The organism is Bradyrhizobium sp. Mp27 (assembly GCF_029953005.1).
Taxonomy (GTDB): Bacteria; Pseudomonadota; Alphaproteobacteria; order Rhizobiales; family Xanthobacteraceae; genus Bradyrhizobium; species Bradyrhizobium barranii.
This window is the reverse complement of the sequence record NZ_JASAUS010000031.1, coordinates 46,323-71,923: the sequence shown is the minus strand read 5'-3', so window position 1 is coordinate 71,923 and position 25,601 is coordinate 46,323. Positions and strand designations below refer to the sequence as shown.

General features: G+C 65.5%; 24 protein-coding genes and 1 pseudogene. 11 read left to right on the top strand and 14 right to left on the bottom strand.

The genetic code is table 11. The annotated features are described in order from the left end of the window. Nucleotides 1–218: 218 nt before the first annotated feature. The 7 genes and pseudogenes from QJT78_RS18175 to QJT78_RS18145 all read right to left on the bottom strand — a co-directional run bounded on the left by QJT78_RS18175 (nucleotide 219) and on the right by QJT78_RS18145 (nucleotide 8,280). Nucleotides 219–1,048: pseudogene (locus QJT78_RS18175) on the bottom strand (ABC transporter permease). Then, nucleotides 1,045–2,307 (bottom strand): ABC transporter permease, encoded by a 1,263-nt coding sequence (locus tag QJT78_RS18170; protein WP_028153167.1) that lies wholly within the window; start codon nucleotides 2,305–2,307, stop codon nucleotides 1,045–1,047. The pseudogene QJT78_RS18175 and the gene QJT78_RS18170 overlap by 4 nt, the downstream one beginning before the upstream one ends. Before the next feature lie 22 nt (nucleotides 2,308–2,329). Then, nucleotides 2,330–3,388, bottom strand: a complete 1,059-nt coding sequence (locus QJT78_RS18165; RefSeq protein ID WP_038942443.1) for an ABC transporter substrate-binding protein — start codon at nucleotides 3,386–3,388, stop codon at nucleotides 2,330–2,332. A gap of 56 nt (nucleotides 3,389–3,444) precedes the next feature. Then, complete coding sequence (locus QJT78_RS18160; protein WP_014492915.1) at nucleotides 3,445–4,569, bottom strand: ABC transporter ATP-binding protein; 1,125 nt, start codon at nucleotides 4,567–4,569, stop codon at nucleotides 3,445–3,447. A gap of 129 nt (nucleotides 4,570–4,698) precedes the next feature. Then, the gene (locus QJT78_RS18155) at nucleotides 4,699–6,255 is read right to left on the bottom strand and encodes a DUF4403 family protein (RefSeq protein WP_038942442.1); all 1,557 of its coding nucleotides are present in this window, start codon (nucleotides 6,253–6,255) and stop codon (nucleotides 4,699–4,701) included. A 137-nt stretch (nucleotides 6,256–6,392) separates the two neighbouring features. Further along, nucleotides 6,393–7,031: a PQQ-binding-like beta-propeller repeat protein gene (locus QJT78_RS18150; protein ID WP_028153170.1), complete on the bottom strand. Its 639-nt coding sequence runs from the start codon at nucleotides 7,029–7,031 to the stop codon at nucleotides 6,393–6,395. Nucleotides 7,032–7,059: 28 nt separating this feature from the next. Next, the gene (locus tag QJT78_RS18145; RefSeq protein WP_028153171.1) at nucleotides 7,060–8,280 is read right to left on the bottom strand and encodes a hypothetical protein; all 1,221 of its coding nucleotides are present in this window, start codon (nucleotides 8,278–8,280) and stop codon (nucleotides 7,060–7,062) included. Between the two features lie 150 nt (nucleotides 8,281–8,430). Here QJT78_RS18145 and QJT78_RS18140 point away from each other — a divergent pair, with 150 nt between their 5' ends. Beyond that, complete coding sequence (locus QJT78_RS18140; protein WP_038942441.1) at nucleotides 8,431–9,225, top strand: DUF899 domain-containing protein; 795 nt, start codon at nucleotides 8,431–8,433, stop codon at nucleotides 9,223–9,225. Then, entirely contained in the window at nucleotides 9,218–9,481 is a 264-nt protein-coding gene (locus QJT78_RS18135; RefSeq protein ID WP_028153173.1) for a hypothetical protein, read from the top strand. Before QJT78_RS18140 ends, QJT78_RS18135 begins: the two co-directional genes overlap by 8 nt. An 89-nt stretch (nucleotides 9,482–9,570) precedes the next feature. On the opposite strand, the gene QJT78_RS18130 is transcribed toward QJT78_RS18135, so the two are convergent. Continuing rightward, nucleotides 9,571–9,990: a c-type cytochrome gene (locus QJT78_RS18130; RefSeq protein ID WP_028153174.1), complete on the bottom strand. Its 420-nt coding sequence runs from the start codon at nucleotides 9,988–9,990 to the stop codon at nucleotides 9,571–9,573. 110 nt (nucleotides 9,991–10,100) lie between these two features. Then, on the bottom strand, nucleotides 10,101–10,808 hold the full coding sequence (locus QJT78_RS18125; protein ID WP_028153175.1) for a L,D-transpeptidase: 708 nt from the start codon (nucleotides 10,806–10,808) through the stop codon (nucleotides 10,101–10,103). A 275-nt stretch (nucleotides 10,809–11,083) separates the two neighbouring features. Here QJT78_RS18125 and QJT78_RS18120 point away from each other — a divergent pair, with 275 nt between their 5' ends. The 3 genes from QJT78_RS18120 (at nucleotide 11,084) to QJT78_RS18110 (ending at nucleotide 13,674) form a co-directional block, all read left to right on the top strand. After that, on the top strand, nucleotides 11,084–12,136 hold the full coding sequence (locus QJT78_RS18120) for a glycosyltransferase family 1 protein (RefSeq protein ID WP_038942440.1): 1,053 nt from the start codon (nucleotides 11,084–11,086) through the stop codon (nucleotides 12,134–12,136). A gap of 35 nt (nucleotides 12,137–12,171) precedes the next feature. After that, on the top strand, nucleotides 12,172–12,861 hold the full coding sequence (locus tag QJT78_RS18115) for a methyltransferase domain-containing protein (RefSeq protein WP_028153177.1): 690 nt from the start codon (nucleotides 12,172–12,174) through the stop codon (nucleotides 12,859–12,861). Nucleotides 12,862–13,014: 153 nt separating this feature from the next. Then, nucleotides 13,015–13,674 carry a hypothetical protein gene (locus QJT78_RS18110; protein WP_014492925.1) on the top strand — a complete coding sequence of 220 codons (660 nt, stop codon included), beginning with the start codon at nucleotides 13,015–13,017 and terminating at the stop codon, nucleotides 13,672–13,674. Nucleotides 13,675–13,993: 319 nt separating this feature from the next. On the opposite strand, the gene QJT78_RS18105 is transcribed toward QJT78_RS18110, so the two are convergent. Beyond that, nucleotides 13,994–15,658 (bottom strand): aminotransferase class III-fold pyridoxal phosphate-dependent enzyme, encoded by a 1,665-nt coding sequence (locus QJT78_RS18105; RefSeq protein WP_028153178.1) that lies wholly within the window; start codon nucleotides 15,656–15,658, stop codon nucleotides 13,994–13,996. Between the two features lie 35 nt (nucleotides 15,659–15,693). Between QJT78_RS18105 and asd the strand changes: the two genes are divergently transcribed. Together asd and QJT78_RS18095 are read left to right on the top strand one after the other, a co-directional pair. Continuing rightward, complete coding sequence (asd, locus tag QJT78_RS18100; protein WP_028153179.1) at nucleotides 15,694–16,557, top strand: archaetidylserine decarboxylase; 864 nt, start codon at nucleotides 15,694–15,696, stop codon at nucleotides 16,555–16,557. 67 nt (nucleotides 16,558–16,624) lie between these two features. Next, complete coding sequence (locus QJT78_RS18095; protein ID WP_028153180.1) at nucleotides 16,625–17,188, top strand: NUDIX hydrolase; 564 nt, start codon at nucleotides 16,625–16,627, stop codon at nucleotides 17,186–17,188. A gap of 302 nt (nucleotides 17,189–17,490) precedes the next feature. Here the strand turns inward: QJT78_RS18095 and QJT78_RS18090 are convergent, their stop codons facing one another. Together QJT78_RS18090 and QJT78_RS18085 are read right to left on the bottom strand one after the other, a co-directional pair. Then, entirely contained in the window at nucleotides 17,491–18,954 is a 1,464-nt protein-coding gene (locus QJT78_RS18090; RefSeq protein WP_038953283.1) for a FecR domain-containing protein, read from the bottom strand. A 275-nt stretch (nucleotides 18,955–19,229) separates the two neighbouring features. Then, nucleotides 19,230–19,991 (bottom strand): DUF2147 domain-containing protein, encoded by a 762-nt coding sequence (locus QJT78_RS18085; RefSeq protein WP_028153182.1) that lies wholly within the window; start codon nucleotides 19,989–19,991, stop codon nucleotides 19,230–19,232. 474 nt (nucleotides 19,992–20,465) lie between these two features. Here QJT78_RS18085 and QJT78_RS18080 point away from each other — a divergent pair, with 474 nt between their 5' ends. The 3 genes from QJT78_RS18080 (at nucleotide 20,466) to QJT78_RS18070 (ending at nucleotide 23,025) form a co-directional block, all read left to right on the top strand. Then, nucleotides 20,466–20,798, top strand: coding sequence for a hypothetical protein (locus tag QJT78_RS18080; protein ID WP_028153183.1), 333 nt, complete (start codon nucleotides 20,466–20,468; stop codon nucleotides 20,796–20,798). 341 nt (nucleotides 20,799–21,139) lie between these two features. Beyond that, nucleotides 21,140–22,345, top strand: coding sequence for an extensin family protein (locus QJT78_RS18075; RefSeq protein WP_028152569.1), 1,206 nt, complete (start codon nucleotides 21,140–21,142; stop codon nucleotides 22,343–22,345). Between the two features lie 98 nt (nucleotides 22,346–22,443). Continuing rightward, entirely contained in the window at nucleotides 22,444–23,025 is a 582-nt protein-coding gene (locus QJT78_RS18070) for a histidine phosphatase family protein (protein ID WP_028152570.1), read from the top strand. Nucleotides 23,026–23,044: 19 nt separating this feature from the next. Here the strand turns inward: QJT78_RS18070 and QJT78_RS18065 are convergent, their stop codons facing one another. Then, entirely contained in the window at nucleotides 23,045–23,386 is a 342-nt protein-coding gene (locus tag QJT78_RS18065; protein WP_028152571.1) for a DUF6665 family protein, read from the bottom strand. 54 nt (nucleotides 23,387–23,440) lie between these two features. Then, entirely contained in the window at nucleotides 23,441–24,076 is a 636-nt protein-coding gene (locus QJT78_RS18060) for a TetR/AcrR family transcriptional regulator (RefSeq protein WP_281460271.1), read from the bottom strand. A gap of 199 nt (nucleotides 24,077–24,275) precedes the next feature. Here QJT78_RS18060 and QJT78_RS18055 point away from each other — a divergent pair, with 199 nt between their 5' ends. Then, on the top strand, nucleotides 24,276–25,598 hold the full coding sequence (locus tag QJT78_RS18055) for an HlyD family secretion protein (protein WP_028152573.1): 1,323 nt from the start codon (nucleotides 24,276–24,278) through the stop codon (nucleotides 25,596–25,598). Nucleotides 25,599–25,601 lie beyond the last annotated feature (3 nt).

Sequence of the window (25,601 nt, the reverse complement as noted above, 5' to 3'; positions counted from 1 at the left end):
CGGGGCACCTCTCTCACCCACGGCCTGCAACGACCTGGGGGTTTGCGGGCTCCCGTCCGTCACCGCAACGTCTACAATAGCTGACCTGCGGCGCTTCGACTTACAAGGGGTCTCTCTCCGCGAGTCACCGTCTCGCAGTAGAGCGCGCGGACAGACACCCCTGATCCGGCGCTTCGCGCCACCTTCTCCCACAAGGGGAGAAGGAAGAACACCGCCAATCAGACGCTGCTGCCCTTGAGCCGTTCGTTGCGCCGGCGCAGGCCTTCCAGGGTGGCGAGGAGGATGACCGATACCGTCGTCAGAATCACCGCCGCTGCCGTGATGGTCGGACTGATGTTCTCGCGGATGCCGCTGAACATCTCGCGCGGCAGCGTGCGTTGCTCCGGACCTGCCATGAACAGCACGATCACTACCTCATCGAAGCTGGTCGCGAAGGCGAAGAGCGCACCCGACGCAAGGCCGGGCAGGATCAGCGGTAGGATCACGCGGCGGAACGCATAAAGCGGCGAGGCGCCGAGCGAGGCGGGGGCGCGTGCCAGATTGGTGTCGAAGCTTTGCAGCGTCGCGCCGACCGTGATCACCACAAAGGGCGTCGCCAGCGCGGTGTGGGCCAGGATCAAGCCGAGATAACTGCCGGTCAGTCCGATCGGCGCGAAGAAGAAATACAGGCCGACCGCGGTGATGACGCCGGGCACGACGACCGGCGACAGCACGAAAGCCAGCACGAGCGGTTTGACCGGCTCTTCCACTGCGCCAGCCCCAGCGCGGCCAGCGTGCCGAGCACCATCGACAGCAGGGTCGAGGCGACGCCGATGATCATGCTGTTCTTCAGCGAATTCATCCAGCGCGGCGAATTGATGAAGTCGTCGTACCAGCGCAAGGAGAGGCCCGGCAGCGGATAGGTGAGGTACGAGCCCGAGCTGAAGGACAGCGGCATGATCGCAAGGATCGGCGCGATCAGGAAGATGAACACCAGCGTGGAGATGACGATGGTCGCGGTCCACGCGATGCGCTGGCTGGGCGTGCGGAGGGAAGAATGATCGCTCAATTCTTCATTCCTCCCGTGACCTGCTGCCCCTGCACCAGCTTGCCGTAGACGAGAGCGAGCAAAACAGTGGCCAGAAGCAGCACCGCTCCCAACGCCGAAGCAAGGCCCCAATTGGCCGTCTCGGTCGTGTAGAGCGCGATGAAGTAGCTGATCATCTGATCGGCGGCGCCGCCGACGAGGGCCGGTGTAATGTAGTAGCCGAGCGCCAGGATGAAGACGAGCAGGCTTCCCGCGCCGATGCCGGGCAGGGTTTGAGGCAGGTAGATCCGCAGGAAGGCAGTGGTCGGTGGCGCGCCGAGCGAGGCGGCGGCACGCATGTAAGCGGGCGAGATCGCCTTCATGCTGCTGTACAGCGGCAGGATCATGAACGGCAGGAGAACGTGGGTCATGGCCACGCAGACACCGAAGCGGTTGTAGATCAACCGCAACGGCTCGTCGATGATGCCAAGCCAGTGCAGGCTGTCGTTCACGACGCCCTTGCTCTGCAACAAGACGATCCAGGCGCAGGTGCGGACCAGAAGCGACGTCCAGAACGGCAGCAGGACGAAGATCATCAGCAGATTCGACCGGCCGGGCGGCAGCGCCGCCAGCAAATAGGCGACCGGGAAGCCGAGGATCAGGCAGAGTGCCGTGACGCCGAGGCTGATGAGGAAGGTGCGGACGAAGATGTCGCGGTAGATGGCTTGATCCGGCGATGCCGCGACGATCGCACCATCGACGTTCCGTGTCAGGTCGAGCGCCGCCAGCAAATAGAAGCCGGTCACCGGACCACCGGCGTCCTTGATCGTCGTCCAGGTGGTCCGTTCGCGCCAGGCCGGATTGATCTTGCCCAGTGTCTCCCTGGCGGTGCCGGGCTCTGGCTGCGCCTTCAGATTGCGTGAAGTGCTGGTCAGGATCGTACGAAAGCCGTTCAGGGCGTAATTGAGCCGCTTGGCCGCGATGGCGATGGTGCCGGAGGCGCGCGCCGCCAGGATGTCGCTTGCCAGCGCTGCAAAGGCCTTTTCATCCGGCAGGTCCTTGCCGTCCCAGTCGGCGAGAGCCGTGACGGTTTGCGGCAGAACCTGACGCACCTCGCGGTCATCGACGGCGCGCCACAGCATGCCGGCGATCGGACCTGCGAAGGTGAAGAGCAGGAAGACGAGAAGCGGCAGCACCAGCGCCAATGCCCTGACCTGGCGTGTCCGCTCCGCTCGCCTCAATCGGCGCTTGAGCGGCACCTCGGTCGACGCATTGGCGCCGGTCAAGCGCGCATCCGTCATAGGTCGAGCCTTGCGGGGCGCGCTATTTCGCGGCCCATTTGTTGAAGCGCTCGGTCAGGCGGTCGATGTTCTCGAGCCAGAAGCCGACGTTGATCTCGACCGCGTTCTTGATGTTGTCAGGCGCTGTCGGCAGGTCCTTCAGAACGGCGGGCGCGAGCAGGGCGGCTGCGTCCTTGTTCGAGGTGCCATAGGCGATGTTCTGCGACAGCTTTGACTGGTTCTCCGCCTTGCCCGCGAAGTCCAGGAACTTGTAGGCCGCGTCCTTGTTCGGGCTGCCCTTCAGGATGACCCAGCTGTCGAGGGTGAAGAGCGCGCCATCCCATACGATGCCGAAATTCTTCTTGTCGTTCTTGTTCGCGGTGTCGATGCGGCCATTGTAGACCGAGGTCATCGCCACCTCGCCGGAGGCGAGCAATTGCGGCGGCTGGGCGCCGGCCTTCCACCAGACGATGTCGCCCTTGATGGTGTCCAGCTTCTTGAACGCGCGCTCGACGCCCTCGTCGGTCGCCAGCACCTTGTAGACGTCCTTCGGTGCGACGCCGTCGGCCATGAGAGCGATCTCCAGCGTGGTCTTCGGACCCTGACGCAAGGCGCGCTTGCCCGGAATCTTCTTGGTATCGAAGAAGTCGGCCCAGCCGTTGGGGGCCTGCTTCAGCTTGTCCTTGTCGTAGCCGAGAACGAAATCGTAGAGGATGGCACCGACACCGCAGGGGTTGACCGACGGCGGTATATAGGCGGCCTCGCCGCCGATTTTGGAATAATCGATCTTCTCGAACAGGCCTTCCTCGCAGCCGACCGCGAGTTCGTCGCTCTCGACCTGGACGAGGTCCCAGGTGGCAGCACCACCCTGCACCTTGGCGCGCAACACGCCGACGCCGCCGTCCCAGGACTCGTCGTTCATCGCAACGCCGGCTGCTTTCTTGAACGGCTCGAAATAGACCTTCTTCTGGGCATCCTGATAGGCGCCGCCCCACGACACGACGGTGAGGTCACGCGCCTGCGCGACCGTGGCCAGCGCGGCGCTGGCGCTGAACGCCACGGCGAATCCCAGAGCAATCTTGCCAGTCTTGCGCTTCAGCATGGTCCTTGTTCCTTCTTCATGTGCGTTGCGTTGAGGTTGATCGATGCCGGTCCGGATCAGACGGGATCGAGGGCCAGGCAGTCCTCTGGACGGAAGGTGATGAATACGCTTTCACCAGATCTTAGATTGCCATGTCTCAATCCGTCATGCGTCCCCGGCTGAAGCTTGACCATGAACTCCCCGTTGCCGGCGACATCGAGCACGGCCAGTGCGTGGTCGCCGAGATAGATGGTGTTCTGCACCTTGGCCGGCAGTCGGTTCGGTCCCTCGCTGGAGGTGCCGTCCGGGATGATGGCGATCCGCTCCGGCCGCACCGACAGGGAGGTCGATGCGCCCGCGCCCGATACATTGACCGCCCGCGCGGTCACGGCGCCGCCACCAGCCAGCGTGACGCGGCAATAGTCCTTCTCGACCGTCTCGACGGTACCGGCCAGCACGTTGTTCTCACCGATGAAGTGAGCGACGAAGCTGTTCACCGGATGCTCATACAGCGCGTCGGGCCGGTCGATCTGCTGCACGATGCCGTCGTTGAACACGGCGATGCGATCCGACATGGTGAGCGCTTCGCTCTGATCGTGGGTGACGTAGACGACGGTGATGCCCATCGTCTCGTGCAGCTGCTTGATCTCCAGTTGCATCTGCTCCCGCAGGCGCTTGTCGAGGGCGCCCAAGGGCTCGTCCATCAGCACAAGCTGCGGATTGAAAACCAGCGCGCGGGCCAGCGCCACGCGCTGCTGCTGACCGCCGGACAGCTGCCCGGGCCGCCGGTGCGCCAGGGTTTCCATCTTGATCATGCGCAACGCCGCGTTGACGCGCTCCTGCGCCTCGGCCTTGGCCGTGTTGCGAACAGATAGCGGGAAGGCGATATTCTCCGCGATCGTCAGGTGCGGGAACAAGGCATAGTTCTGGAACACCATGCCGATGTCGCGCTTATGCGGCGGCACGTTCTTGATCGGCCGTTCGGCGAGGTAGATTTCGCCATGGGTTGGAACCTCGAAGCCGGCCAGCATCATCAGCGTGGTCGTCTTGCCCGAGCCCGACGGACCGAGCAGGGTGATGAACTCGCCCTTCCTGATTTCGAGATCGAGGTTCTTCACCACGAGGTGCTCGCCATCGTAGGTCTTCTGAATGCCGGAAAAGCGCACCAGCGCCGGCGCAGGCGTGACCATGCCGGCTTCCATGTTGTCCTCGCGTTATCCCCTGCAGTGCTGTCAGCACCTCGTTCGAGGTTGCGGGAAACAGCTTAGCATCCTCCGACGAGAATGCCAGCGGCGCAAGCGACGCGCGCGGGTCCGGTGCGTGAAGACGCGCTACATCCCCGACAGCTTCGTCACGTAGACATTCAGCGAGCCGCCGGCCTCGGCGACAATGCGCAGCGTCTTGGAATCGAAGGCGATGTCGGCGAGGGTCAGGCTGTCGATCTTGGCGTCGACCTTGAGGCCATCCTCGCTCTTCTGGTAGTCGGCGATCGCGGCCGCGATCTTCTCGCGCGCATTGGCGGCGATCGGCTTCAGATCGAGCGTCGCGTTCTGCACCAAGGCCTGCTGCATCTGCGGCACCACCGCGCGTGCGGCCGCGCCGAGCAGGCCGAAGGCGGCCTCGGATTCCACCGCGAGCTGGATGTCGGCGAGCCGCAGCGTCTGCTGCGCCTGGTCGAGCATCGGCCGGCCCCAGATGTGCACGGTCGCTTCGGCGCCGAGACCGAGCCAGCTCTTCTTCTCCTTGGCACGCACCAGCAGCGAGATCAGGAGACGATCGCCCGACGGCACCACGTTGACGCTTTTCACGGTGACGTCGACCGGGCCGGAGCCGTCCTCGGGATAGGTGTGGCCGACCATCTGTGCCGCGATCAGCTTGTTGATCTCGGTGAAGGGCACGTCGATCGGCACGCCGATGTTCACGCCGGTGCCGGTCGGCGGCACGATCGAGATCTTGTCGGGGAAGGGACAGTCCGGCTTGGTCGACGTCGAGGTCACGCGCGTCTCGAGCTCGAGACCGAGCAGCAGCGTCACGTTCTGTGCGTCGACGCGCGGCTGCGCTGCGATGGCACGGGTCGGTTTCATCTCGAGCCAGAGCGGCGGCAGCGCGGCCGAGGAGCCCGAGCCCTGCAGCGGGATCGAGCGGCAGGCCTTGGCCCATTGCAGCTTCGCATTGTCGCGCAGCGAGGGATCGTTGCGGATGCGCTCGGAGACGATGTTGATCTGCTCGCCGACATTCTTGTCGATCAGCGGCTTCACCTGCGCCGGCACGTTGACCTTGGCGCCGGAGACGTTGAGGTTGGTGTCGCCGAGATTGACCTGGGCGCCGAGATTTGGCTCGAGATGCCAGTTGGCCGCGAGCTTCGGGCGCGAGGTGACGACCACGTTGCCCTTGATCTCGGCGCTGGCGTTCAGATTCTTGATGTTGACTGCGCCGATGCGTTTCGCGGCGTCGCTGCCGAGCGCGTCGCCGAGCGCGCCGGTGGCTTTCGACGACAGCGAGCCCGTCACGTTGAGCTTGCCGCTGAGCGGCGTCGAGATCGTCAGCACGTCCTTGTCGCCGGCAGCCGCCATCGGCCCGCGCACGGCGGACCAGCCGATGTCAGCATTCTCCAGGATCTGCGAGATTGGATTATCGGCCTTGCCGGCGAAATTGCGCGGCGCGGCTTTCTCGGCCTGTTCGCGGATCGCCGATATCGCGATCGCGACCGGCGCCACCACGATCGAGCTCTTCGCGACCGGCGGCAGCGGTGGCAATTGCGCGACCGGCGGCGCAGTCGTCGTCGCGCGCGGCGACAGCCAATCCATCGCCTTCAGGCTGACGAAAAACGACGCCGCGAGCACCGCCGCGGCGATCAGGACAGTCTTCAAGTTCAGCGTCAGTCGCATCAATCCCCCAAGCCACCCAGGGCCGGAAGTCTACAGGGCAGGCGAGGGGGGCGCTAGAGCGCACCGGTGGGGTGGAATTGGGGCGAACAGATTAACGGTTGCGGCAGCATCGGTGCCGCGCATCCGTCATCGCGCACCTAGCTGCGCCTCGGGCGGCGAACCGCCCTCACATTGCCGCGATCGCCACCGCCGCAGAAGAAGCGGTCACCGCCGTCGGACTCCAATCCTGAAACCATCGTCCCGGCGGGCAGGTCGAGCTGCTCCAGCACCTTGCCGGTCTCAGGATCGATCCGGCGCAAATCGCTTTCCTCGCCCTCCCAGGTGCCATGCCAGAGCTCGCCGTCGACCCAGGTGACACCGGTCACGAAGCGCTTGCTTTCGATGGTGCGGAGAATCTTTCCCGTTTCCGGATCGACCTGATGGATCTTGCGCTCGCGATACTGACCGACCCACAGCGAGCCCTCCGCCCAGGCCAATCCGGAATCGCCGCCACCGCCCGGGGCCGGAATCGTGCTGATGACCTTGCCGGTGGCGGCGTCGATCTTCTGGATGCGATCCTCGGCGATCTGGAACAGGTGCCGGCCGTCGAATGCCGTCCCCGCATGCGCGGAGACTTCGATCGAGCGTGCGATCTTGCCGTTGGCCGGATCGACCGCATTCAGCTTGTCGCCGGATGCGAACCAGACGTGGGTGCCGTCATAGGTGACGCCATGCACGGCCTCGACACCCGCGAAAGGTCCGTACTCCCTGACGATCTCGGCGGCGGAACGCTTCATGTGCTTGATCCCTGTGATGCGATCCATCCTACCCCCTCAGGAGCGGTCCGGGGAGTAACAAGCCTGTCGGGAAACCCGGGACGGGCGGGGTCATCCAGCGCCGTGCCCGGCCGTGTCCGAACGATTGCACCTTGTTCGACCGCGCCAGCTCGTCGAGGGCCCGCTGCACCGTGCGCGCGCTCGTTCCCAGCGCCAGCGCGAGCGCCGAGCTCGACCACGGCTCGCCATCGGAGAGGACGGCGAGCACCGCGGCGTGCTTCTCCTCGACGGGGCGTGCCAGCACGAGGACGTCGCGCGTCTTGCGCGGCGCCAGCACGAAGCCCTGCTTCGTCGCGCTGATGTCGGCCAGCGGCTTGAGCTGGGTGCGGAGCCGCCCGATCTCCACGCGCAACCGCGCGCGATGCGATTCGTCGGCGTGCTTCGCCCGGAACGCGCTTGATATCAGCGCTTCTCGCGAGACGTCCGCGGGCCATGCCTGCGCCAGGAGGCGGGCGAGCGCGAACAGCACCGGCCGTGTTCCGAGCGATACGACGCGGCCTTGCCTGCGCAGGGCATGATGAAAGGTGTCCACGACGAGCGCCGTCGAGGTCGCCAGTCTCTCGACCTCCCCGAGCAGCAACGGGTGTTCGCTGCCGCGCGCGATCAGGCGCGCCGCCGGCGTGTCGAGGATGAGGTTCGCGCTGTCGACCTCGGCCACGAGCGCCGGGATCTTCGCCTGCCGCGCTGCGTGGGCCGCGCGGTTGAGCGCCGCGCGCGCATCTTTTGCTCTCAGCCGTCTGATCGCGATGCCGGCGACCACGAGCGCGCGGACGACTTGCGACGCAGGCGGGAGCGGGGAGGGGCTGAGCTCGGCCAGCGTGCGCTCGGCTTCGTCGAGCTGCCCGACGAGCAGGAGGCGGCGCGCCTCGATGTGGCCCGCATGGGCTGCATTGGCGAGATCGCCGTGCTGTTCGAGCGTCGCGCGGGCCGCCGCGAGCGTTTTCACCGGCCAGCTCAGGTCGCGCGAGACGAGCGCGATCTCGGCTTCAGCCACCACGCATCTCGCGCGCGCCACCGCCTCTCTTGGACCGAACGCGCGCGCGGCGCTCCGCAGCAGCGTCTTCGCTTTCGCGAGATCGCCGAGCTGCGCCATCGCGATGCCGCGTAGCGCCAGCGACGGTGCATCGTTGCGCAGCGCAACGCGGTTCAGCGCGCCGAGCGGATCGCCGGCCTCAAGCGCGCGCGCGGCGGCCGTGATCAGCGACTCCATTCAAATCCCGCCACACTTGTTACTCCCACCGCGCAACCCCTTGGTGCCAGAAATCGTTGACGGCCGACAATGTGCGGTGAGGGGCGAGCGGTTCCGCGTCCGTCGTAGCGCGACGCGGAATGACCGCCCAAGCAAGAGGAATGGAGAGCCATGATGACATCAGCAGACAACGCAGGAACTAACGGACAGGCCGCCATGCAAACACCGCCGGTGGTGTCGCCGCAGGACTGGGAGGCCGCCCGTCAGCAACTGCTCGTGAAGGAAAAGGCGCATACCCGTGCCCGCGACGCCCTCGCCGCCGAGCGCCGGCGCATGCCGTGGATGGAAGTCACCAAAACCTATGCGTTCGAGGGGCCCGGCGGCAAGATCAGTCTGGTGGATCTGTTCCAGGGCCGGCGGCAGCTGATCGTCTACCGGGCCTTCTTCGAGCCGGGCGTGTTCGGCTGGCCCGACCATGCCTGCCGCGGCTGCTCCATGGTGGCCGACCAGGTCGCCCATGTCTCGCATCTCAACGCCCGCGACACCACGCTCGTGTTCGCCTCGCGCGCGCCCCAGGCCGACATCATCAGGCTGAAGCAGCGGATGGGCTGGACCATTCCCTGGGTCACAGTCACCGACAGTTTCGACGCCGATTTCGGCGTGGACGAATGGCACGGCACCAACGTGTTCTACCGCGACGGCGACCGCATCTTCCGCACCTACTTCATCAAGAGCCGCGGCGACGAGCAGATGGGCGGCACCTGGAACTATCTCGACATCACGCCGCTCGGCCGGCAGGAGGTCTGGGAGGACTCGCCAAAGGGCTATCCGCAGACGCCGACCTACAAATGGTGGAACTGGCACGACAGCTATGCGGAAGGCGCTGCGCCCGACAAGAAATGGGTGGAGATCTCGGACGCCGGCGAGAAGGCTTTTCGCGAGGAGGCTGCGGAAGGCCGTGACTAGTCCCGCCAACGTGGCCACCGGCGCGAGCCGCGATGGCGTGGTGGCCGCACGCCACCTCGCCAGATGGCTGGCTCTGGCGGCGACGCCGACCTTCGCGATCATGGCCGTGTTGACGGCCGTGATCGGCCGCCCGGCGGACATGCTGTGTGCCGCCGGGTATGGCTCTGTGCTGAGTGGGATGGTGCCGATGTATTTGCTGATGAGCGCGATTCACTCAGCGGCGTGGCTGAGGCTGATCGCGAAGCGGCGGCAGTAAAGGGTTTTCGCCAGTGCGAGCGCGTCGTCCTTCGAGACGCCGCGTTCCGCGGCTCCGCAGGACGAGGTTTACGATGAATCTCTGTCCTGCTACTGCCCACCTGCCGCCTGAAGATAGGCAACGATCTTGCTCGCTTCGTCAGCCGAGACACCGCCATACGGCTGCATCTTGTTGCCGGACACGACCTCATCCGGTTTGACCATGAAGCGGGTCAGCTTGTCCTGGTCCCAGACGAAGCCGGCGTCCTTCATCGACGGGGAGTAGTTGTAGTTCGGCAGCGAGCCTGCCTTGCGTCCCACGATCTTGTTGAGATTAGGACCGAGGCGATTGTCGCCATCCTTCACCGAGTGGCAGGTGCGACAGGAATTTTTGAACGCCTGCTGAGCCGCCTCGTCGTTCGCCGGCTGCTGGGCGAGCGAAGAGGGTGCAGACAGGAGCAGCGTCAATGCGCCGGCAGCTGCGACCGAGCGCAGCCATGTGCCTGGCGACATCTGCAGGCGTGATCGCATCCGCGCCTCCGAACAGCGCTTCTCCAAGCGAGGCCGCCCGGAGAACATGATGCCAACGAAAACGGCCCCGGTGGGTTCCGGGGCCGTTTGCGTCACAATGTCCTGTCAAGTTAGCGCGTCGCGGCGCCGAGGTCCGCGCGGCGTTCCGTCATCGGCAGCACGATCACCTTGGTGCCGACGTTGACGCGGGAGTAGAGGTCGGTGACGTCGTTGTTGGTCAGGCGGATGCAGCCGGAGGAGACGTGCTTGCCGATCGTGTCGGGGGCGTTGGTGCCGTGGATGCGATAGATGGTGCCGCCGAGATACATGGCGCGCGCGCCGAGCGGGTTGCCGGGGCCGCCGGCCATGTGGCGCGGCAGATAGGGCTGGCGGGCGATCATTTCCGGCGGAGGGGTCCAATCCGGCCACTCGGCCTTCTTGGTCACCGACTGCACGCCGGACCAGGTGAAGCCGTCGCGGCCGACGCCGATGCCGTAGCGAACGGCCTGGCCGTTGCCGAGCACGTAATAGAGATAGGTGTTGGGCGTATCGATGATGATGGTGCCCGGCGCCTCACGCGTCGCGTAGGAGACGGTCTGGCGGCGGAAGCGGGCCGGCATCTCGACCGCATCCTGATCCTCGGACGGCGCGGCCTGGTAAGGCGTCGCCTGATAGGGCTGGTAGGGCTGCGGCGCGGCCATCGGCGGCAGCGGCTGGAAGAACGGGAAGAGCTGCACGGGCGCAGCCTTGGCCGGACCGGCAAATGCGATTGCGGAGATCGCGACGGCGCTGAGCGCAACGGCGCGCGAATACGTCTTGAACGTGTCCAGATTGATCATTGATCGCCCCTGTTTGATCGGTGTTTCTTGACCACCGCGGCACCGTTTCGGTGCTCCGTTGCCCAAATCACTAACGACAAAACGTTTCGGGAGCTTTGCGCGGAAAACCGAAAACGGTTTCATGGCGGAAAGGATTTGTTTCATGACGGTTTCGTGGCGGCGCGGACCCGTTAACCAACAAAACAGCGGGCCGACACTTCTGTGACGTCACACGCCTGAAATATCCGTGGTTGATGGTCCTAAGCCGAGAATCATCAAACTCTCGGGATTTCCCCATGCGGGTATTAATCGCGACTGACGCCTGGCATCCGCAGGTTAACGGTGTGGTCCGGACGCTGACCTCGCTGGCGAACGCGGCCAAGGCGCTCGACGTCGAGATCGACTTCCTCACCCCGGACGGCTTTCGGTCCTGGCCGCTGCCCACCTATCCGGGCCTGCGCATCGCACTGCCGAGCGCCAAGGAGATCGCGCGGCGGATCGAGAAGGCCGCGCCGGAAGCGCTGCACATCGCGACCGAGGGGCCGATCGGCTGGGCCGCGCGCGCCTATTGCCGCCGCAACCGGCTTGCCTTCACCACCTCCTACACGACGCGCTTTCCCGAATACGTCTCGGTGCGGACCGGTATCCCCGATGCCGTCGGCTATGCCGTGCTGCGCCACTTCCACGATGCCGCCGCGATGACCATGGTGGCGACGCCTTCGCTGCGGCAGGAGCTTTCCGAGCGCGGCTTCAAGCGGCTTGGCTTCTGGACGCGCGGCGTCAACACCGAGCTGTTCCATCCTGACGCTCCGGCCAAGCTCGATTTGCCGGGCCCGATCTTCATGACCATGGGCCGCGTCGCGGTGGAGAAGAACCTCGAAGCGTTCCTCACGCTCGACCTGCCTGGCACCAAGGTCGTCGTCGGCGACGGCCCGCAGAAGGCGGCGCTCGAAAGGAAATATCCGGACGCCGTCTTCCTCGGCGAGAAGAAGGGCGCGGATCTGACCGCGCATCTCGCCGCCGCCGATGTCTTCGTATTCCCCAGCCTGACCGACACCTTCGGCGTGGTGCAGCTCGAGGCGCTCGCCTGCGGCACGCCGGTGGCCGCGTTTCCGGTGACGGGACCGAAGGACGTCATCGCCGATCATCCGATCGGCGCGATCGACCATGATCTGCGTACCGCGTGCCTGCGCGCACTCACCATGTCGCGCGAGACCTGCCGCAACTTCGCGCTGGAGCGCTCCTGGGAAAACAGCGCGCGTCAGTTCGTCGGAAATCTCACCTCACTTCAGCCCAGCCGCATCCTGCGCGCCTCGCCGGTCATGGCGCGGCGGCCGGTGCGCGGTTGATCTGCAACGTTTGACCCACAGCGAGAACCTCATCGATGGCTAAGATCATGAACCTTGACGGCACCCAGCAGCTCGACCTCACCCGTGGCACGGTTGAGCAGGCCTATGACCGCTGGGCGCCCGTCTACGATCTCGTGTTCGGCGGCGTGTTCGCCAAGGGCCGGCAGGCCGCGATCGCGGCCACCAACAAGATCGGGGGCCGCGTGCTCGAAGTCGGCGTCGGCACCGGCATCTCGCTGCCGCTCTACGCGCCGCATCTGCGCATCTTCGGCACCGACATTTCGGAAGCGATGCTCGACAAGGCGCGCCAGCGCGTCAGCGAGGGCAATCTGAAGAACGTCGAGGGCCTCGCGGTGATGGACGCCGAGAAGCTCGAATTCCCCGACAATTCCTTCGACGTGGTGATGGCGCAATATGTCGTCACCGCCGTGCCGAATCCGGAGAAGGCGCTCGACGAATTCGCCCGCGTGCTGCGTCCCGGCGGCGAGCTCATCATCCTGACCCGCGTCAGCGCCGACACCGGCATGCGCCGTTTCATCGAGCAGAGGCTCCAGCCGGTGGTGCGCCCGCTCGGCTTCCGCACCGCCGAGTTCGCCTGGTCGCGCTATACGAAGTGGCTGGCTGGCGCCCGTGGCATCGAGCTCGCCGAGCGCCGCCTGATTCCGCCGCTCGGCCATTTCTCGCTGGTGCGCTTCCGCAAGGTCGACGTCGCCAAGGCAGCCTGAGTCAGGCTGTGAGAGCGGCGGCTCGAGCCGCCGCTCACGCGTTCGCGTGCGTCATCGCGCCGCTGCACATCGTCACATGACAAAATGATGATGTCACACGGCCTACATCGAATCCCTGTAAATCCAGAACCCGAAAGCATTTTGGGGGAGAGCATGATCAAAAATTATCTCGAGCAGCTGCGGATCCAGCGCTGGGACGACCATCGCTACTATCACCACAGCCGCATCAATCAGAGCCTGCACTTCGTCAGCGCGCTGAGCTTCCTCTTCGCTTATGTCTGGCTGTTCGTCGATCCCATGATCTCGGCGCTGGTCGGGTGGCTGGTCTCGATGACCTCGCGCCAGGCCGGTCACTTCTTCTTCGAGCCGCACGATTACGACCACATCAACCAGGCGACGCACGAGTACAAGGAAGACATCAAGGTCGGCTACAACCTTCAGCGCAAGGTGGTGCTGATGGCGATCTGGGCGCTGTCGCCGCTGGTGCTGGTTGTCGATCCGACGCTGTTCGGCCTGTTCACGCCCTGGGCGAGCGCGACCGATTTCATGCGGCAGGTCGCCAAGATCTGGCTGGTGATCGGCGGCGGTGGTCTGTTGTTCCGCACCGTGCACCTGTTCTTCATCCGCGACGTCGAGACCGGGCTCGTCTGGATGACGAAGATCCTGACCGATCCCTTCCACGACCTGATGCTCTATCGTAGCGCGCCGCTCGCTTTGATGCGCGGCGAGCTGATGGACCCCGGTCTGCACCTCAACCCCGAGCACACGCTGGGCCTCATCTCCGAGCCCACGCTCGAAGAGCAGCACGCCTGAGCGCGCTGTTCTCACACAACACTCCGATGTCTGATGGTTACGTCATGCCCGGCCTCGTGCCGGGCATCCACGTCTTGGGGATACCTTTAAAGTGACTCAAGCGAGCCCAGCGCTCTCTTCACCTCGCCCCGCTTGCGGGGAGAGGTCGGATTTGCGCGTGGCGCGAAGCCGGGTGAGGGGGAGTCTCCGCGGGGGAGCTGCTGGATGGTCGTCCGCCAATGCTCACCGCGCGCGCGGAGAGTCCCCCTCACCCCAACCCTCTCCCCGCAGGCGGGGAGAGGGGGAGGAGAGGTCGGTGCTTTCGGTGAGGAAGATAGCCTCAGCGCCCAAAACGCTTGGCCAGCATCTCTTTCAAAATCTGCCGCTTGATATTCTTGTTGGTGAGCACGCCGTCGTGCCACCAGAAGCCATCGGCCTTCATCTTCTCGGCCGCGCGGACGAAGCGCTCGGCGACCTCGGTGAAATCGGCGTCGGTGTAGTTCAGGCTGAAGATCAGCCGTCCGGTGCCGACCCAGCTCAGCGACAGGCCTTCGGCGCGCAGGTAATATTGCAGCATCCAGTTGTAGCGGGACGGGGTGGTATATTTCACCGTCCAGATCGACGAGAAGTTCGCAAACTGCACCGGCAGCTTGGCGTCCGTCATCATCTGGTTGAGCTTCTGGACGCGGCCGTTCCAGGTGGCGTCCAGGCCGTCATAGATGGCGCGGAAGTTCGGGCTGGCGAGCCGACTCAAGAACTCGTCCATCGCCGTCATGACGTAGGGGTGCGAGTTGAAGGTGCCGCGGGCGAAGCAGATGTCGGCGGGGCGATCGTCGCGGAAGCGGCGCATCAACTCCTTCTTGCCGCAGACGACGCCGACCGGCAGGCCGCCGGCGAGGCTCTTGCCGTAGGTCACCATGTCGGCCTTGACACCAAAATATTCCTGGGCGCCGCCGGCGGCGAGACGGAAGCCGACGAAGACCTCGTCGAAGATCAGCGCGATGCCGCGCTCGGTGCAGACTTCGCGCAGCTTCTTGAGCCACTCGGTGTACGCCGCACGGTCAAAGTTGCCGCCGCGGGAGGAATCGACCAGCGAGGAATCTCCGGGCGCGTTGCCGTTCGGATGCAGGCCCTGCAACGGATTGACCAGCACGCAGGCGATGTCCTTGCGCGTGCGCAGCACGTGCAGCGTCTTCTCGGACATTTCGGCGAGGGTGTAGGTCTCGTGCGCGGGAATGGGGTTGCCGACGCCGGGCTGCACGTCGCCCCACCAGCCGTGATAGGCGCCGGCGAAACGGACGAGATGCGTGCGCTTGGTGTGGTAGCGCGCAAGCCGCACCGCCTGCATCACGGCCTCAGTGCCGGACATGTGGAACGAGACTTCGTCGAGGCCCGAGATCTGGCAGAGCCGTTGCACGTTATCGAGGATGACGGGGTGGTAGGGGCCGAGCACGGGGCCAAGCGCGTGCGCACGCTTCTCGGAGCCCTCTATGCACTCCTTGTAGAAGTCGTTGCCGAAGATGTTGACGCCGTAAGACCCGGTGAGGTCGTAGGAGGTGTTGCCGTCGACATCCGTGACGGTGACGCCGCTGGACGATTCCATGAAGGTCGAGGTGCCCAGATGCTCGCGGACGAGGCGCGAGAACTGGAACGGTACGCGGTAGGTTTCGGTGAAGTGCAGGTCGGAGATCTTTTCCGCCGCTTCCCTCGTCATCGCGCGACCCCTGGGGTAGCGCTCGGCGTAGAGCTTGGCGAGGCGGAAGAAGGCGTCCTTGCGCTGCTGCACCACGTTACCAGGCGCGCCGTCGCATCCGAAATACTTGTCGCCTTCGAACTCGTAGAACGGGAGCAGCTTGGCCACCCGGCGCGACATCTTGGAGTGCCCGGCGAGCGACCGGTGCTTGGCGCGGGACAGTTCGACCCGCGCCTTGAGCTTCGGGAAGACGGCGGCAGCGGACGCTGCGGCGGCCACGGAAAATGAGAGAATCGGGAGTGTCGTTTCCATGACAACAAGCGCTAATACTGCGAGCTGACAGATTCATGACAGTCAAAGCCCTCATCGCCTCTTTCACCCAGCAGGAAGACCTCAACTTCCTGTTGACCAACCGCATCCCCCGCGCGGCCCTGACCCGCTTCATGGGCCGGTTCTCCAAGATCGAGAACCCGCTCGTCAGGGACTTCTCGATCGCGCTGTGGAAGCTGTTCTCCGACCTCGATCTGTCGGAGGCGCGCAAGACCCACTTCAAGAGCCTGCACGACTGCTTCACCCGGGAGCTCAAGCCGGGGCTGCGGCCCTTTGATCCCGACCCTTCCATTGTCGCCAGCCCCTCGGACGGCATCGTCGGCGCCCATGGCCGGATCGCCGACACCGAGCTGTTCCAGGTCAAGGGCGCGCCCTATTCGCTGCTCGACCTGCTCGGTGATTCCGCTCTCGTGGATCAGCATCGCAACGGCTCCTTCGTCACGCTGCGGCTGACGTCGAGCATGTATCACCGCTTCCATGCGCCATATGATGCGCATATCGAACGTGTCACGCTGATCCATGGCGACGTCTGGAACGTCAACCCGATCGCGCTGAAGCGGGTCGAGCGCCTGTTCTGCAAGAACGAGCGCGCGGTGATCCGCACGCATTTGTCGACTGGCGAGGCCGTGACGCTGGTGCCGGTCGCCGCGATCCTGGTCGCGAGCATCCGCCTGCACTTCCTCGACATGGTGCTGAACGCGCAGACCCGCGGCCCGGTCAATTTCCCCTGCGACGTCAACGTGACCAAGGGCGAGGAGCTCGGCTGGTTCGAGCACGGCTCCACCATCATCATCCTGGCGCCCGGCGATTTCAACTTTTGCGACGGCATTGGCGAGGGTACCCGCATTCGCGCAGGTCAAGCGCTGTTGAAGAAGAACTAGCCTTCAATCCGCCGCGTCGGCAGCCTATATCGTCCGCGGGCCGATTGGATCGACACGGAATCTTGTGATGGCGCGGGCGCCGGTGATGGCGGCGGGTGGTATTGTGCTGCGGCGTGGCGCGCCGCCGCTGGTTGCGGTCGTGCGCCAGCGCAAGCGGAACGAATGGGTTTTGCCCAAGGGCAAGCTCGACGACGGCGAGACGCCGAAGGAAGCGGCGCATCGCGAGGTGCTGGAGGAGACCGGCCACGATGTGGCCATCCACGAATTCCTCGGCACGCTCGTCTACCAGTCGGGAGGGCGCTCCAAGGTCGTGCATTTCTGGCGCATGGAGGCCGAGGGCGGTCCCGTTCGCAAGCTGATGAACGACATCAAGGCGGTCGACTGGCTGACGCTGGAGGATGCGCTCGCGCGCCTGTCGCGCGAATATGAGCGCGCGTTCCTGGTGCAGGTCGGTCCGATCGCGCTCGCAGCGGCCGGGCTTGCGTCTACGCCGGCGCCCGAGCTGGTGCCCGCGACCGATGACATCGATACAGCCTTGCAGACGCTGACGCCGGCGGAAGCAGCTTCCGTTGATGAACTGCGGCTTGGCTTGTTGCAGAAGGTGCGGGCTTGGCTGCGCGGGGAAGCGTGAGTTGTCTTCACGCTGCTCTGCTCGCGAGTTTGGAAACATCCGCGAGCTAGCAAGTTTGTGGGAGCCTTAGTTCCCTCCAAGTCGTCATTGCGAGCGCCCGAAGCAATCCAGAGTCCCTCCGCGGAAAGATTTTGGATTGCTTCGCTTCGCTCGCAATGACGGAGGAGAGGGCCGCGCACTCGACGTCGACCCTCATGGTGAGGAGCGCGCATCGCGCGCGTCTCGAACCATGTGGCCCGACTGTGGCCTCGCCCTTCGAGATGCTTGCTTCGCAAGCTCCTCAGGGTGAGGGGAGGCACCGTTCACCGCCGCTCTTTCTTCTCCTTCGGAGCGGGCGCCGGTCTGCGCGGTGCTGCGGGACGTTGCGCGGCGGGGAGGCGCTGCTGGAAGCCGCCCGGGCGCTGGATGCCGCCTGGCTGCTGAGCCGCGGGCGGCTGGCCCGGCTGCATGCCGGTGCGCGGCGTTTGCGGCTGCGGCGCCGTGCCCGGCTGCGACGGCACGATTCCGCCGGGCTGCGCCGGGCTCTGTCCGTTCCGCTGTGGCTGCGTTTGCAGAGCGCCGCCGGGCTGTGTGCCTTGTCCAGTACGCGGTGCACCTGCCGGCTGTCCCGCTCCTTGCTGCTGACCTGGTTGCTGCTGACCCTGTCGTTGCTGGCCTCGCTGCTGCTGACCCTGGCCCGCGCGTGGCGCGCCCGGCTGCACGGCGCCGCCTTGTCCTTGCCGCTGCGGCGGCTGGGCGCCCTGGCGGCCCGGCGTGCCCGGCTGCTGCTGGCCTGGACGGTTGTTCTGGCCGGGCTGGCCGTTCGGCCGCTGTGGCTGCTGACCGGGCGCTGTCGTCGGCCGCAATTGCTGCTGCTGCGGCGGCTGGGTCGGCCGCGGAATGCGGCTGATCGCGGCCGGATTGGCGCGGCGGAAGTCGCGCTGCTCGGTGACGATCTGCCGGCCCGTGGTCTGCGCCAGATGCACCTGGCTGACGAAGCCGCGGTCACGCGCGATCTGCTGCGGGGCAATCGTGATCGGCACGGCGGCAAAGCGCATGCCGCCTGTGCTGCCGGCGCCCGGGCGGATCGCAAAACCGCTTGCAGCCTGCGTCAGCGCGCCGAGTCGCGTGCCGCTGGTGCGGTCGTTGACCTCGATGTGGCCGACCCGGCCGTCGGCGTCGGGATAGAGCTTGATGTTGACGTTGTTCGCAGCACTGGCCGCCGCGCCTTCGGGAACGTCGACGACGCCGGTGGTGCCGCGAATGCCGAGCGTTGCGGTCGGCGTTGCGATCTTCATGTCGCCGGTCTTCGCTACCGCCGCCGCAACGAAGGCAACGGTGCCCTTGCCGATGTCGAAGATCGCCGAATTTTGCTTGCCGCCGTCCTCATAGACGTAATTGTCGATGGTGATCTTCGCGCTGGCGGAGAGGTTGAACGTGGTGGCGTCGTTGAAGGTGATGCCGAGCGAGGAGTTCGACGAGGTCTGCACGACGTCGTTGAGATAGATGTCGTCGCGCACGCGCAGCGGATACGAGTTCTTGTCGCGGACCACGGTCGCGATCCCCGTCACGGTCGCGACGTTGCCGATCGGCTCGACGGCGGCAGGTTGCGTGTCCGTGGCGGGCGCAGGTGAAGCCGACGGCGTTGGGGACGGGGCGGGATTTGGCTGCGCTTGGGGCTGGGCCTGTGCAAGCTCGATTGCATCGGATGCGAGCGCCACGCTCGCGCCGGCCAGCGGCAACGCCAGCAACGGAAGCGCGAAGAGGAAGCGGCGCCAAGCCACCATTGATGTCACGAGGAAGTCCCGGTGAGAACGCGAGGCGAGATCGGCCGATATCAGCCGGGGTTAGCTGAATGGCGGATGAACATGTGTCGCGTGGACGGGGCGAATGTTCGAACGACCTGCGATACGAGCGCATGAGCTCGGCCCTCTCTACTGCGTCATGGCCGGGCTTGTCCCGGCCATCCACGTCTTAACGCGCGCTACCGAGAACGTGGATGCCCGGGACAAGCCCGGGCATGACGATCATTGTACACCTGTCGAGGATGACATCGTTGATGTCAGCTCACGCGCTTCCAGGTCTGGCCCCCGCAGAACATGCCGCCGAAGGCGCAGCCCTGCACGCGCATCGCATTCGGGCCCTTCATCGCGATCGTGGAGTCGTAGTTGCGGCCGGAGTCGGGATCGTGGATGCGGCCGCTCCACTTCGCGCCGTCGGGCTTCATGTTGATCAGGATGCGGTCGTTGGACTTCACGGCATAACCGCAGAGATTGGCGCCACACTGTTCGACGCGGACATTGCCCTTGTTCTCTTCGGTCGTCCAGACGCCGATCGGCGTATTGGCGGCCACCGGAGCGGGCGCGGGAGCAATCGCGACCGGCACAGGCGCGGCAACGGGAGCTGCGACGGGCGCGGTGTTGTCGTAGCCGGCGGCCGGAGCGGCAGCTACCGTCGTGGCGGGAGCCGCGGGGGCGGCGACGGCAGGCGCGGCCGGCACGGTCGCCTGCACCGGCGCCTGTTGCGCGGGCTGCTGCTGCACCGGAGCCGGCGCCGGCTGCGCGGTCGTCGTGGACGGAGCAGGCGTGGTGTCGTCGTCGTCCTTGGAGCCGCCGAGACCCTTGAGGTTGATGTTGTTCAGCTTGATCGGCTTGTCCGACAGGCCCGGTGCGACGATCGTCACGCAATCGAGCGAGGCGCAGTTGCGCGGCGTCTCGATGCGGATGTGCTGGCCTTCGATCTGGAACGCAATCGAATTGCCGGCATGCGCCGCGGCGGTCGAAGCGAGGAAGAGCGCGGTGGCGGCGATGGTGAGCTTGTTCATGACAACCTCCGAAAATTGTGCCGGTCTGAATTGGTGTCGCCGGTGGATGAAGCGTGGTTCGACCCTATGCCGGGCCTGTCCCGACTTCTGTGATGGACGTCACAACGGACCGCGCCAGCTGGGTGAGGCAGCGCACATTCAGCGGCAAGTCAGCCCGCGTAACCTCGTGGCGACACAGAGGGAGGCGCCGATGAAGCGGCTTGCGACATCGCTTGGCACATTGATCGCTTTGGCGGCGATGGCGTCTTCAGCCCAAGCCGGTTCCTACGCCTTCTCGATAGGTGACAGTCTCCCCCACTGAAACAGTGCCCGAGTGGAGAGATCACCCCACCCCGCTCGCGCTGCGCGCGATCGACCCTCCCCCTCCAGGGGAGGGTGGCAGCTTGCCCTGTCCAATTTGTAATCGCCCCGCACCGAACCTGCTTCTCGCTTGCACGCGACCGATGGCTGACGACGCATGCAAGGAGAGCCAACATGAAACGTCTCGGCCTCGTCGCCGCGCTGCTGATCGGCAGCGCGATCCCGGCCCACGCCGACACCGACATCTGGAACAACATGCTGAAGCAGCAGCGCGGCGACGATGCGCTGCATGTCGACAGCGGGTTCTGCGATGCGCAACTCGGTGCGCCGCAGAACGGCACGACGACATCGGCGCAATACAAGCGCTGCATGCGCACGCGGGGCTGGCGCTTCAGTCATACCGTTCGCGAGAAGGACGACGGCTATCCCGATCCTGACAATCCCGGTCTCGTCTGTCACGACTTCAAGATCGGCGGCGTCACGGGATCGTCCTGCTCGAATTTCTGAGCACGGCAATAGGCCCGGCGGCCGGATGATCCGGCGCCGCCGGGCAAGCCCGTGATGCGGTCGGTGATGTCTCTAGATCATGCCGAGCACGATGGCGCCGACAAAGGCCATGGCGAGGTACGCGGTGATAACGCTCAGTCTCCCGGCGAACGTCATAAGGTCGCTCCCGCTGCTGTCCCCCGTGCGAGCGCATCATGGTTAACAGAGAGTCTCTCTCCGAAAAAGTCAGCCTTGCTTCCGCTGCTGCCGCGCGGCGTACGCGCGTGCGCGCCGGTATGGTTAAAGAACACTGAAATCAACGTGTTGAAGAGTCTTTAAGTAAATTCACCGAACGTGCGTGCATGACGCGCGGAGTTCGTTTGTATCTCGTCGGCTCCATCGTCCTTGTTTCGCTTGCGGGTTGCGGACGCGGCTTTTTCCAGGCCGAACGCGAACCGTGGCGGGCCGAGGCCGAAGCCGCATGCCTGAAATCGGGCGCGGTGAAAGAGGGGCCGGATCTCGTCCGCATCGACCCGATCTCGGGCCCCGGCATGTGCGGCGCTGAGTTCCCGTTGAAGGTCGCCGCCATCGGCGAAGCCTCGGGCAGCTATGGCTTTGCCGACGAGGAACTGCGTCCGCCGGGGAATGTCGGCAGCCAGCCGCGGTGGCCGGTGACGCAGCCGCGATCGAACGCTCCGCAGAGCCAGAACTATCCGTCATCCTCCTATCCGCAGCGGTCGAACTATCCCGAGAGCGCGGTGCGCCAGCCCTCCGGCTATGGCAACGCGCCCGCCCCGATGTCGCTGAATGCGCCCGGCGTGGCACAGCAAGAGGACGAGATCGACTTGCCGCCCGAGGGCACCGACGCCGCGGGCGCGGCACGCTACATGAATGCGCCGAGCTATCCGGCGCGGCCGGCGCCGTACTCGCAGGCGCCCGCGCAGCAACCCTTACCGCGTCTTGGTCCGGCGCAGGGCAATCCCGTCATCGCCGTCGGCCCCGTCGCGATCAAGCCGACCGCGACGCTCGCCTGTCCGATCGTGTCCGAACTCGACCGCTGGCTCGCCGATACCGTGCAGCCATCGGCGATGCGCTGGTTCGGTGCCCGCGTCGTCGAGATCAAGCAGATCTCCGCCTATTCCTGCCGCGGCATGAACGGCAACTCGCACGCCCACATTTCCGAGCACGCCTTCGGCAACGCGCTCGACATCGCCGCCTTCGTGCTCGCCGACGGCCGCCGCGTCACCGTGAAGGACGGCTGGCGCGGCATGCCGGAAGAGCAGGGGTTCCTGCGCGATGTGCAGTCGGGCGCGTGCGCGCATTTCACCACGGTGCTCGCGCCGGGTTCGAACGTCTATCACTACGATCATATCCATGTGGATCTGATGCGCCGCGCCAGCCGCCGTCTGATCTGCCAGCCCGCCGCCGTCTCCGGCGACGAGGTCGCCGGCCGGGCCCAGCAGCGCAACCCTTACGCCGGTCGGCGCGATCCCTATGTCACAGGCTCGCTCGGAACGCGCAAGAGCACGACGCGCAAGCAGGAAGAGGACGAGTACGCCGACGAGTAGATTTGTTCGCCAGCAGCCCGGATGGAGCGAAGCGCAATCCGGGAAAAGTGTCCCCGCATTTCGCTTCGCTCCATGCGGGCTACTATCGCGTCAGCTGAATGCCCATCGTCCGCTATCTCACCCATCCGCAGGTGCAAATCGATCCCACGGTGCCCGTGCCGCAATGGGGCCTGAGTTCGGTCGGTCGAACGCGCACCGAAGCGCTCGCGAATGCGGGCCGGCTCGCGAACACCACGCAGATCGTCTCGAGCGCCGAGCGCAAGGCGATCGAGACCGCGGAGATCATCGCAGGCCGGCTCGGACTCATGATCGAGATCCGCGAGGCCATGCATGAGAACGACCGTTCGGCGACAGGCTTCCTGAGACCGGCCGAGTTCGAGGAGGTCGCCGACCAGTTTTTCGCGCAGCCACATCTCAGCGTCCGCGGCTGGGAGCGCGCCGTCGATGCGCAGGCGCGCATCGTGCGCGAGACCGAGGCGGTGCTATCCCGCCATCGCCCGGGCGATGTTCTCTTCGTCGGCCACGGTGCCGTCGGCACGCTGCTGTTCTGCCACTATGCCGGTCATGCCATCGATCGCGTTCACGATCAGGTGGCCGGCGGCGGCAACTGCTTCGCATTCACCCGGGAGGGGCGCCGCGTCCTGCACGGGTGGCGCAAGATGGAAGAGATCGGGGCCTAGCTCCAGGGGTGCCGGGCAGTCACTTCGAGGCCGGCTTCGACGGTGCGGGGACCAGCCCCATGCAGCGCTGCACCTCGCCCGGGACGTTGTAGGTCCGCATGATATGGCGGCTGTCGCGCAAGCCGGACGCCTCACGTTGCACCACGAACATCCAGAGCGCCTGGCCGGCTTCCAGCACCAGCTTGCGCCTCGCCGGTTGCATTGAGGCCGGCGCCTCCGAGTGCGCGTACGCGGCGTCGAATTCGCGCAAGCGCGCAAGGCTCTGTTCGAGTGCACTGCCCATCCGTCCAAGCGCTGAGGCCTGTTCCTGGACGATCTCGTAATGGAGGATATCGACAGGCGGGCGAAGATCACGGGACATGGTGCTCAATATAGTGCCGCGGCAGCGGCCTGCGCAACGCGTGGCCCGCTGCTGTTACTTCGCCCGGTACGCCGCCAGAAACATCCGCGTCGCGCTGTCGACGACCTCGGTCATGCGCTCTTCCGACGGCGCGGGCGCGGCCTGGAAGACGAAGGGCAGGAAGAGTGAGGCCTTGCACAGCTCCATGAACTGTGACGCGGCCAGATCGCAATCGTCGATCTTGAGATCGCCCGAGGCGACATGGATCTTGAGATATTCGGAGAGCCGGTTGATGGTCTTGTCCAGCACGCGCAGATAATAGCGGCGGCCGACGTCGGGCATGCGCTCGGCGATCGCCATCACGGTGCGGATCGCCGAACCGCCGCCGGGCCGGCACAGCAGATGGATATAGGCCTGGCCAAAATCCTTCAGCGTGGTCTCGGCGTCGCGCGCGGGATCGAAATTGAAAACGACCTGGCCGTGCTGGAGCGCCTCCTGCTCGAGGATGGCTTCGAACAGCGCGCATTTGTCGGCGAAGTAGACGTAGAGCGTGCCCTTGGAGACCTGCGCGGCGCGCGCGATCTCGCCCATGCTGGCACCGTCGAAACCGAGATCCATGAACACCTTGCGGGCTCCGTCCAGGATCTGGCGGCGCTTGGAGCTGTCCTCTTCCTGGACGATGTGGAGATGTTTTCGGCCGGCTACAACCATTGGTTCAGCGTCTCGGGAGGTTTCTGGATCGAGCCCGACCCATGAAACCCAAATAGAGGATTCGGGCCAGTAGGGTCCTGCTGGGAATATTATCTATGTTGACCGAACCGTTCGGTCAATGATATTTGGGATGGGCGAGAGGGAACCGGCCGCAGGACGGCCGTCCCTGGTCGCCGCTTTTTTTGTTGGGGAGGCCTTTATGGCCGTATCGAGAGACCAGGCTGCGCGCGTCCTTCGCCAGGAAGCGGAGACGCCGCCGGGGCAGGCCGGCAGTGAAGTTGCGACCGAGAAATCCGTCGCCCTTGCCGAGCAGTTGCGCTCTCATGTGGCCGAGGAAACCAAGCGCCGCACCGCTGAGGCGCCGGAGAAGCCCGTGACCGACAAGCCGGCCGCACCTGCGACGGACGCGTCCGCCGCCGCCGGCGCGCCGAAGTCCGGCAAGCGCAAATTCGTGCTGATGGGTGTTGGCCTCGTGCTGGCGCTCGCGGCCGCGAGCTATGCCGGCTACTACACGCTGGTCGGCCGCTTCTACGTCTCCACCGACGACGCCTATGTCCGCGCCAACAACACCATGCTGGGCGCGCGCGTTGCCGGCCACATCTCTTCGATCCTCGCCGGCGACAACACGATCGTGCGTGCGGGCGACGTCGTCTTCCGCATCGATGACGGCGACTACAAGATCGCGGTCGATGCCGCCGCGACCAGGATCGCGACCCAGCAGGCCACCATCGATCGCATCGGCCGCCAGATTGCAGCGCTCGACAGCCAGGTTGCACAGGCCAAGGCGCAACTCGTCTCCGCTGAAGCGGGCCTCAAGCGCGCGGATCTCGATTATGAGCGCCAGCAGGCGCTGAGCAGCAAGGGCTTTGCCTCGCGCGCCACGTTCGAAAGCTCGGAAGCCGGACGCGACCAGGGCGCCGCCGCGGTCAAGGCCGCGCAGGCCGCCTACGACGTCGCGGTCAGCAATGTCGACGTCACCAAGGCGCAGCAGGCCGAAGCGCAGGCGCAGCTCGCCGAGCTCAAGACCTCGCTCGCCAAGGCCGAGCGCGATCTCGCCTTCACCGCGGTGCGCGCGCCGGTCGACGGCACGTTCTCGAACCGCCTGGTCAGCGCCGGTGACTTCGTCGCTGTCGGCCAGCGTCTCGGCAACATCGTGCCGCTCGACGACGTCTATATCGACGCCAATTTCAAGGAAACCCAGCTCAAGCGCATTCGTCCCGGCCAGCCGGTGACGATCAAGGTCGATGCCTACGGCATGCGCAAGTTCTCCGGAATCGTCGACAGCATTGCTGCGGGCGCGGGCTCGGTGTTCACGCTGCTGCCGCCTGACAACGCCACCGGCAACTTCACCAAGATCGTGCAGCGCGTGCCGGTCCGCATCCGCGTGCCGAAGTCGGTGGCGAAGCAGAACCTGCTCCGCGCCGGCATGTCGGTCTATGCGACCGTCGACACCAACAAGGGCGCGGCCGACGCCGACAGCGAGATCGATCTCGACGATCCCACCACGATCCACCCGCAGTAGCCA

Coding starts and splice junctions, on each gene's coding strand:
- QJT78_RS18085 (WP_028153182.1), bottom strand. CDS start 19,991: ATGAACAAGCTCACCATCGCCGCCACCGCGCTCTTCCTCGCTTCGACC.
- QJT78_RS18165 (WP_038942443.1), bottom strand. CDS start 3,388: ATGCTGAAGCGCAAGACTGGCAAGATTGCTCTGGGATTCGCCGTGGCG.
- QJT78_RS18055 (WP_028152573.1), top strand. CDS start 24,276: ATGGCCGTATCGAGAGACCAGGCTGCGCGCGTCCTTCGCCAGGAAGCG.
- QJT78_RS18080 (WP_028153183.1), top strand. CDS start 20,466: ATGAAACGTCTCGGCCTCGTCGCCGCGCTGCTGATCGGCAGCGCGATC.
- QJT78_RS18110 (WP_014492925.1), top strand. CDS start 13,015: ATGATCAAAAATTATCTCGAGCAGCTGCGGATCCAGCGCTGGGACGAC.
- QJT78_RS18060 (WP_281460271.1), bottom strand. CDS start 24,076: ATGGTTGTAGCCGGCCGAAAACATCTCCACATCGTCCAGGAAGAGGAC.
- QJT78_RS18095 (WP_028153180.1), top strand. CDS start 16,625: ATGGCGCGGGCGCCGGTGATGGCGGCGGGTGGTATTGTGCTGCGGCGT.
- asd (WP_028153179.1), top strand. CDS start 15,694: ATGACAGTCAAAGCCCTCATCGCCTCTTTCACCCAGCAGGAAGACCTC.
- QJT78_RS18130 (WP_028153174.1), bottom strand. CDS start 9,990: ATGCGATCACGCCTGCAGATGTCGCCAGGCACATGGCTGCGCTCGGTC.
- QJT78_RS18145 (WP_028153171.1), bottom strand. CDS start 8,280: ATGGAGTCGCTGATCACGGCCGCCGCGCGCGCGCTTGAGGCCGGCGAT.
- QJT78_RS18140 (WP_038942441.1), top strand. CDS start 8,431: ATGATGACATCAGCAGACAACGCAGGAACTAACGGACAGGCCGCCATG.
- QJT78_RS18160 (WP_014492915.1), bottom strand. CDS start 4,569: ATGGAAGCCGGCATGGTCACGCCTGCGCCGGCGCTGGTGCGCTTTTCC.
- QJT78_RS18115 (WP_028153177.1), top strand. CDS start 12,172: ATGGCTAAGATCATGAACCTTGACGGCACCCAGCAGCTCGACCTCACC.
- QJT78_RS18120 (WP_038942440.1), top strand. CDS start 11,084: ATGCGGGTATTAATCGCGACTGACGCCTGGCATCCGCAGGTTAACGGT.
- QJT78_RS18155 (WP_038942442.1), bottom strand. CDS start 6,255: ATGCGACTGACGCTGAACTTGAAGACTGTCCTGATCGCCGCGGCGGTG.
- QJT78_RS18065 (WP_028152571.1), bottom strand. CDS start 23,386: ATGTCCCGTGATCTTCGCCCGCCTGTCGATATCCTCCATTACGAGATC.
- QJT78_RS18090 (WP_038953283.1), bottom strand. CDS start 18,954: ATGGTGGCTTGGCGCCGCTTCCTCTTCGCGCTTCCGTTGCTGGCGTTG.
- QJT78_RS18170 (WP_028153167.1), bottom strand. CDS start 2,307: ATGACGGATGCGCGCTTGACCGGCGCCAATGCGTCGACCGAGGTGCCG.
- QJT78_RS18070 (WP_028152570.1), top strand. CDS start 22,444: ATGCCCATCGTCCGCTATCTCACCCATCCGCAGGTGCAAATCGATCCC.
- QJT78_RS18150 (WP_028153170.1), bottom strand. CDS start 7,031: ATGAAGCGTTCCGCCGCCGAGATCGTCAGGGAGTACGGACCTTTCGCG.
- QJT78_RS18105 (WP_028153178.1), bottom strand. CDS start 15,658: ATGGAAACGACACTCCCGATTCTCTCATTTTCCGTGGCCGCCGCAGCG.
- QJT78_RS18075 (WP_028152569.1), top strand. CDS start 21,140: ATGACGCGCGGAGTTCGTTTGTATCTCGTCGGCTCCATCGTCCTTGTT.
- QJT78_RS18125 (WP_028153175.1), bottom strand. CDS start 10,808: ATGATCAATCTGGACACGTTCAAGACGTATTCGCGCGCCGTTGCGCTC.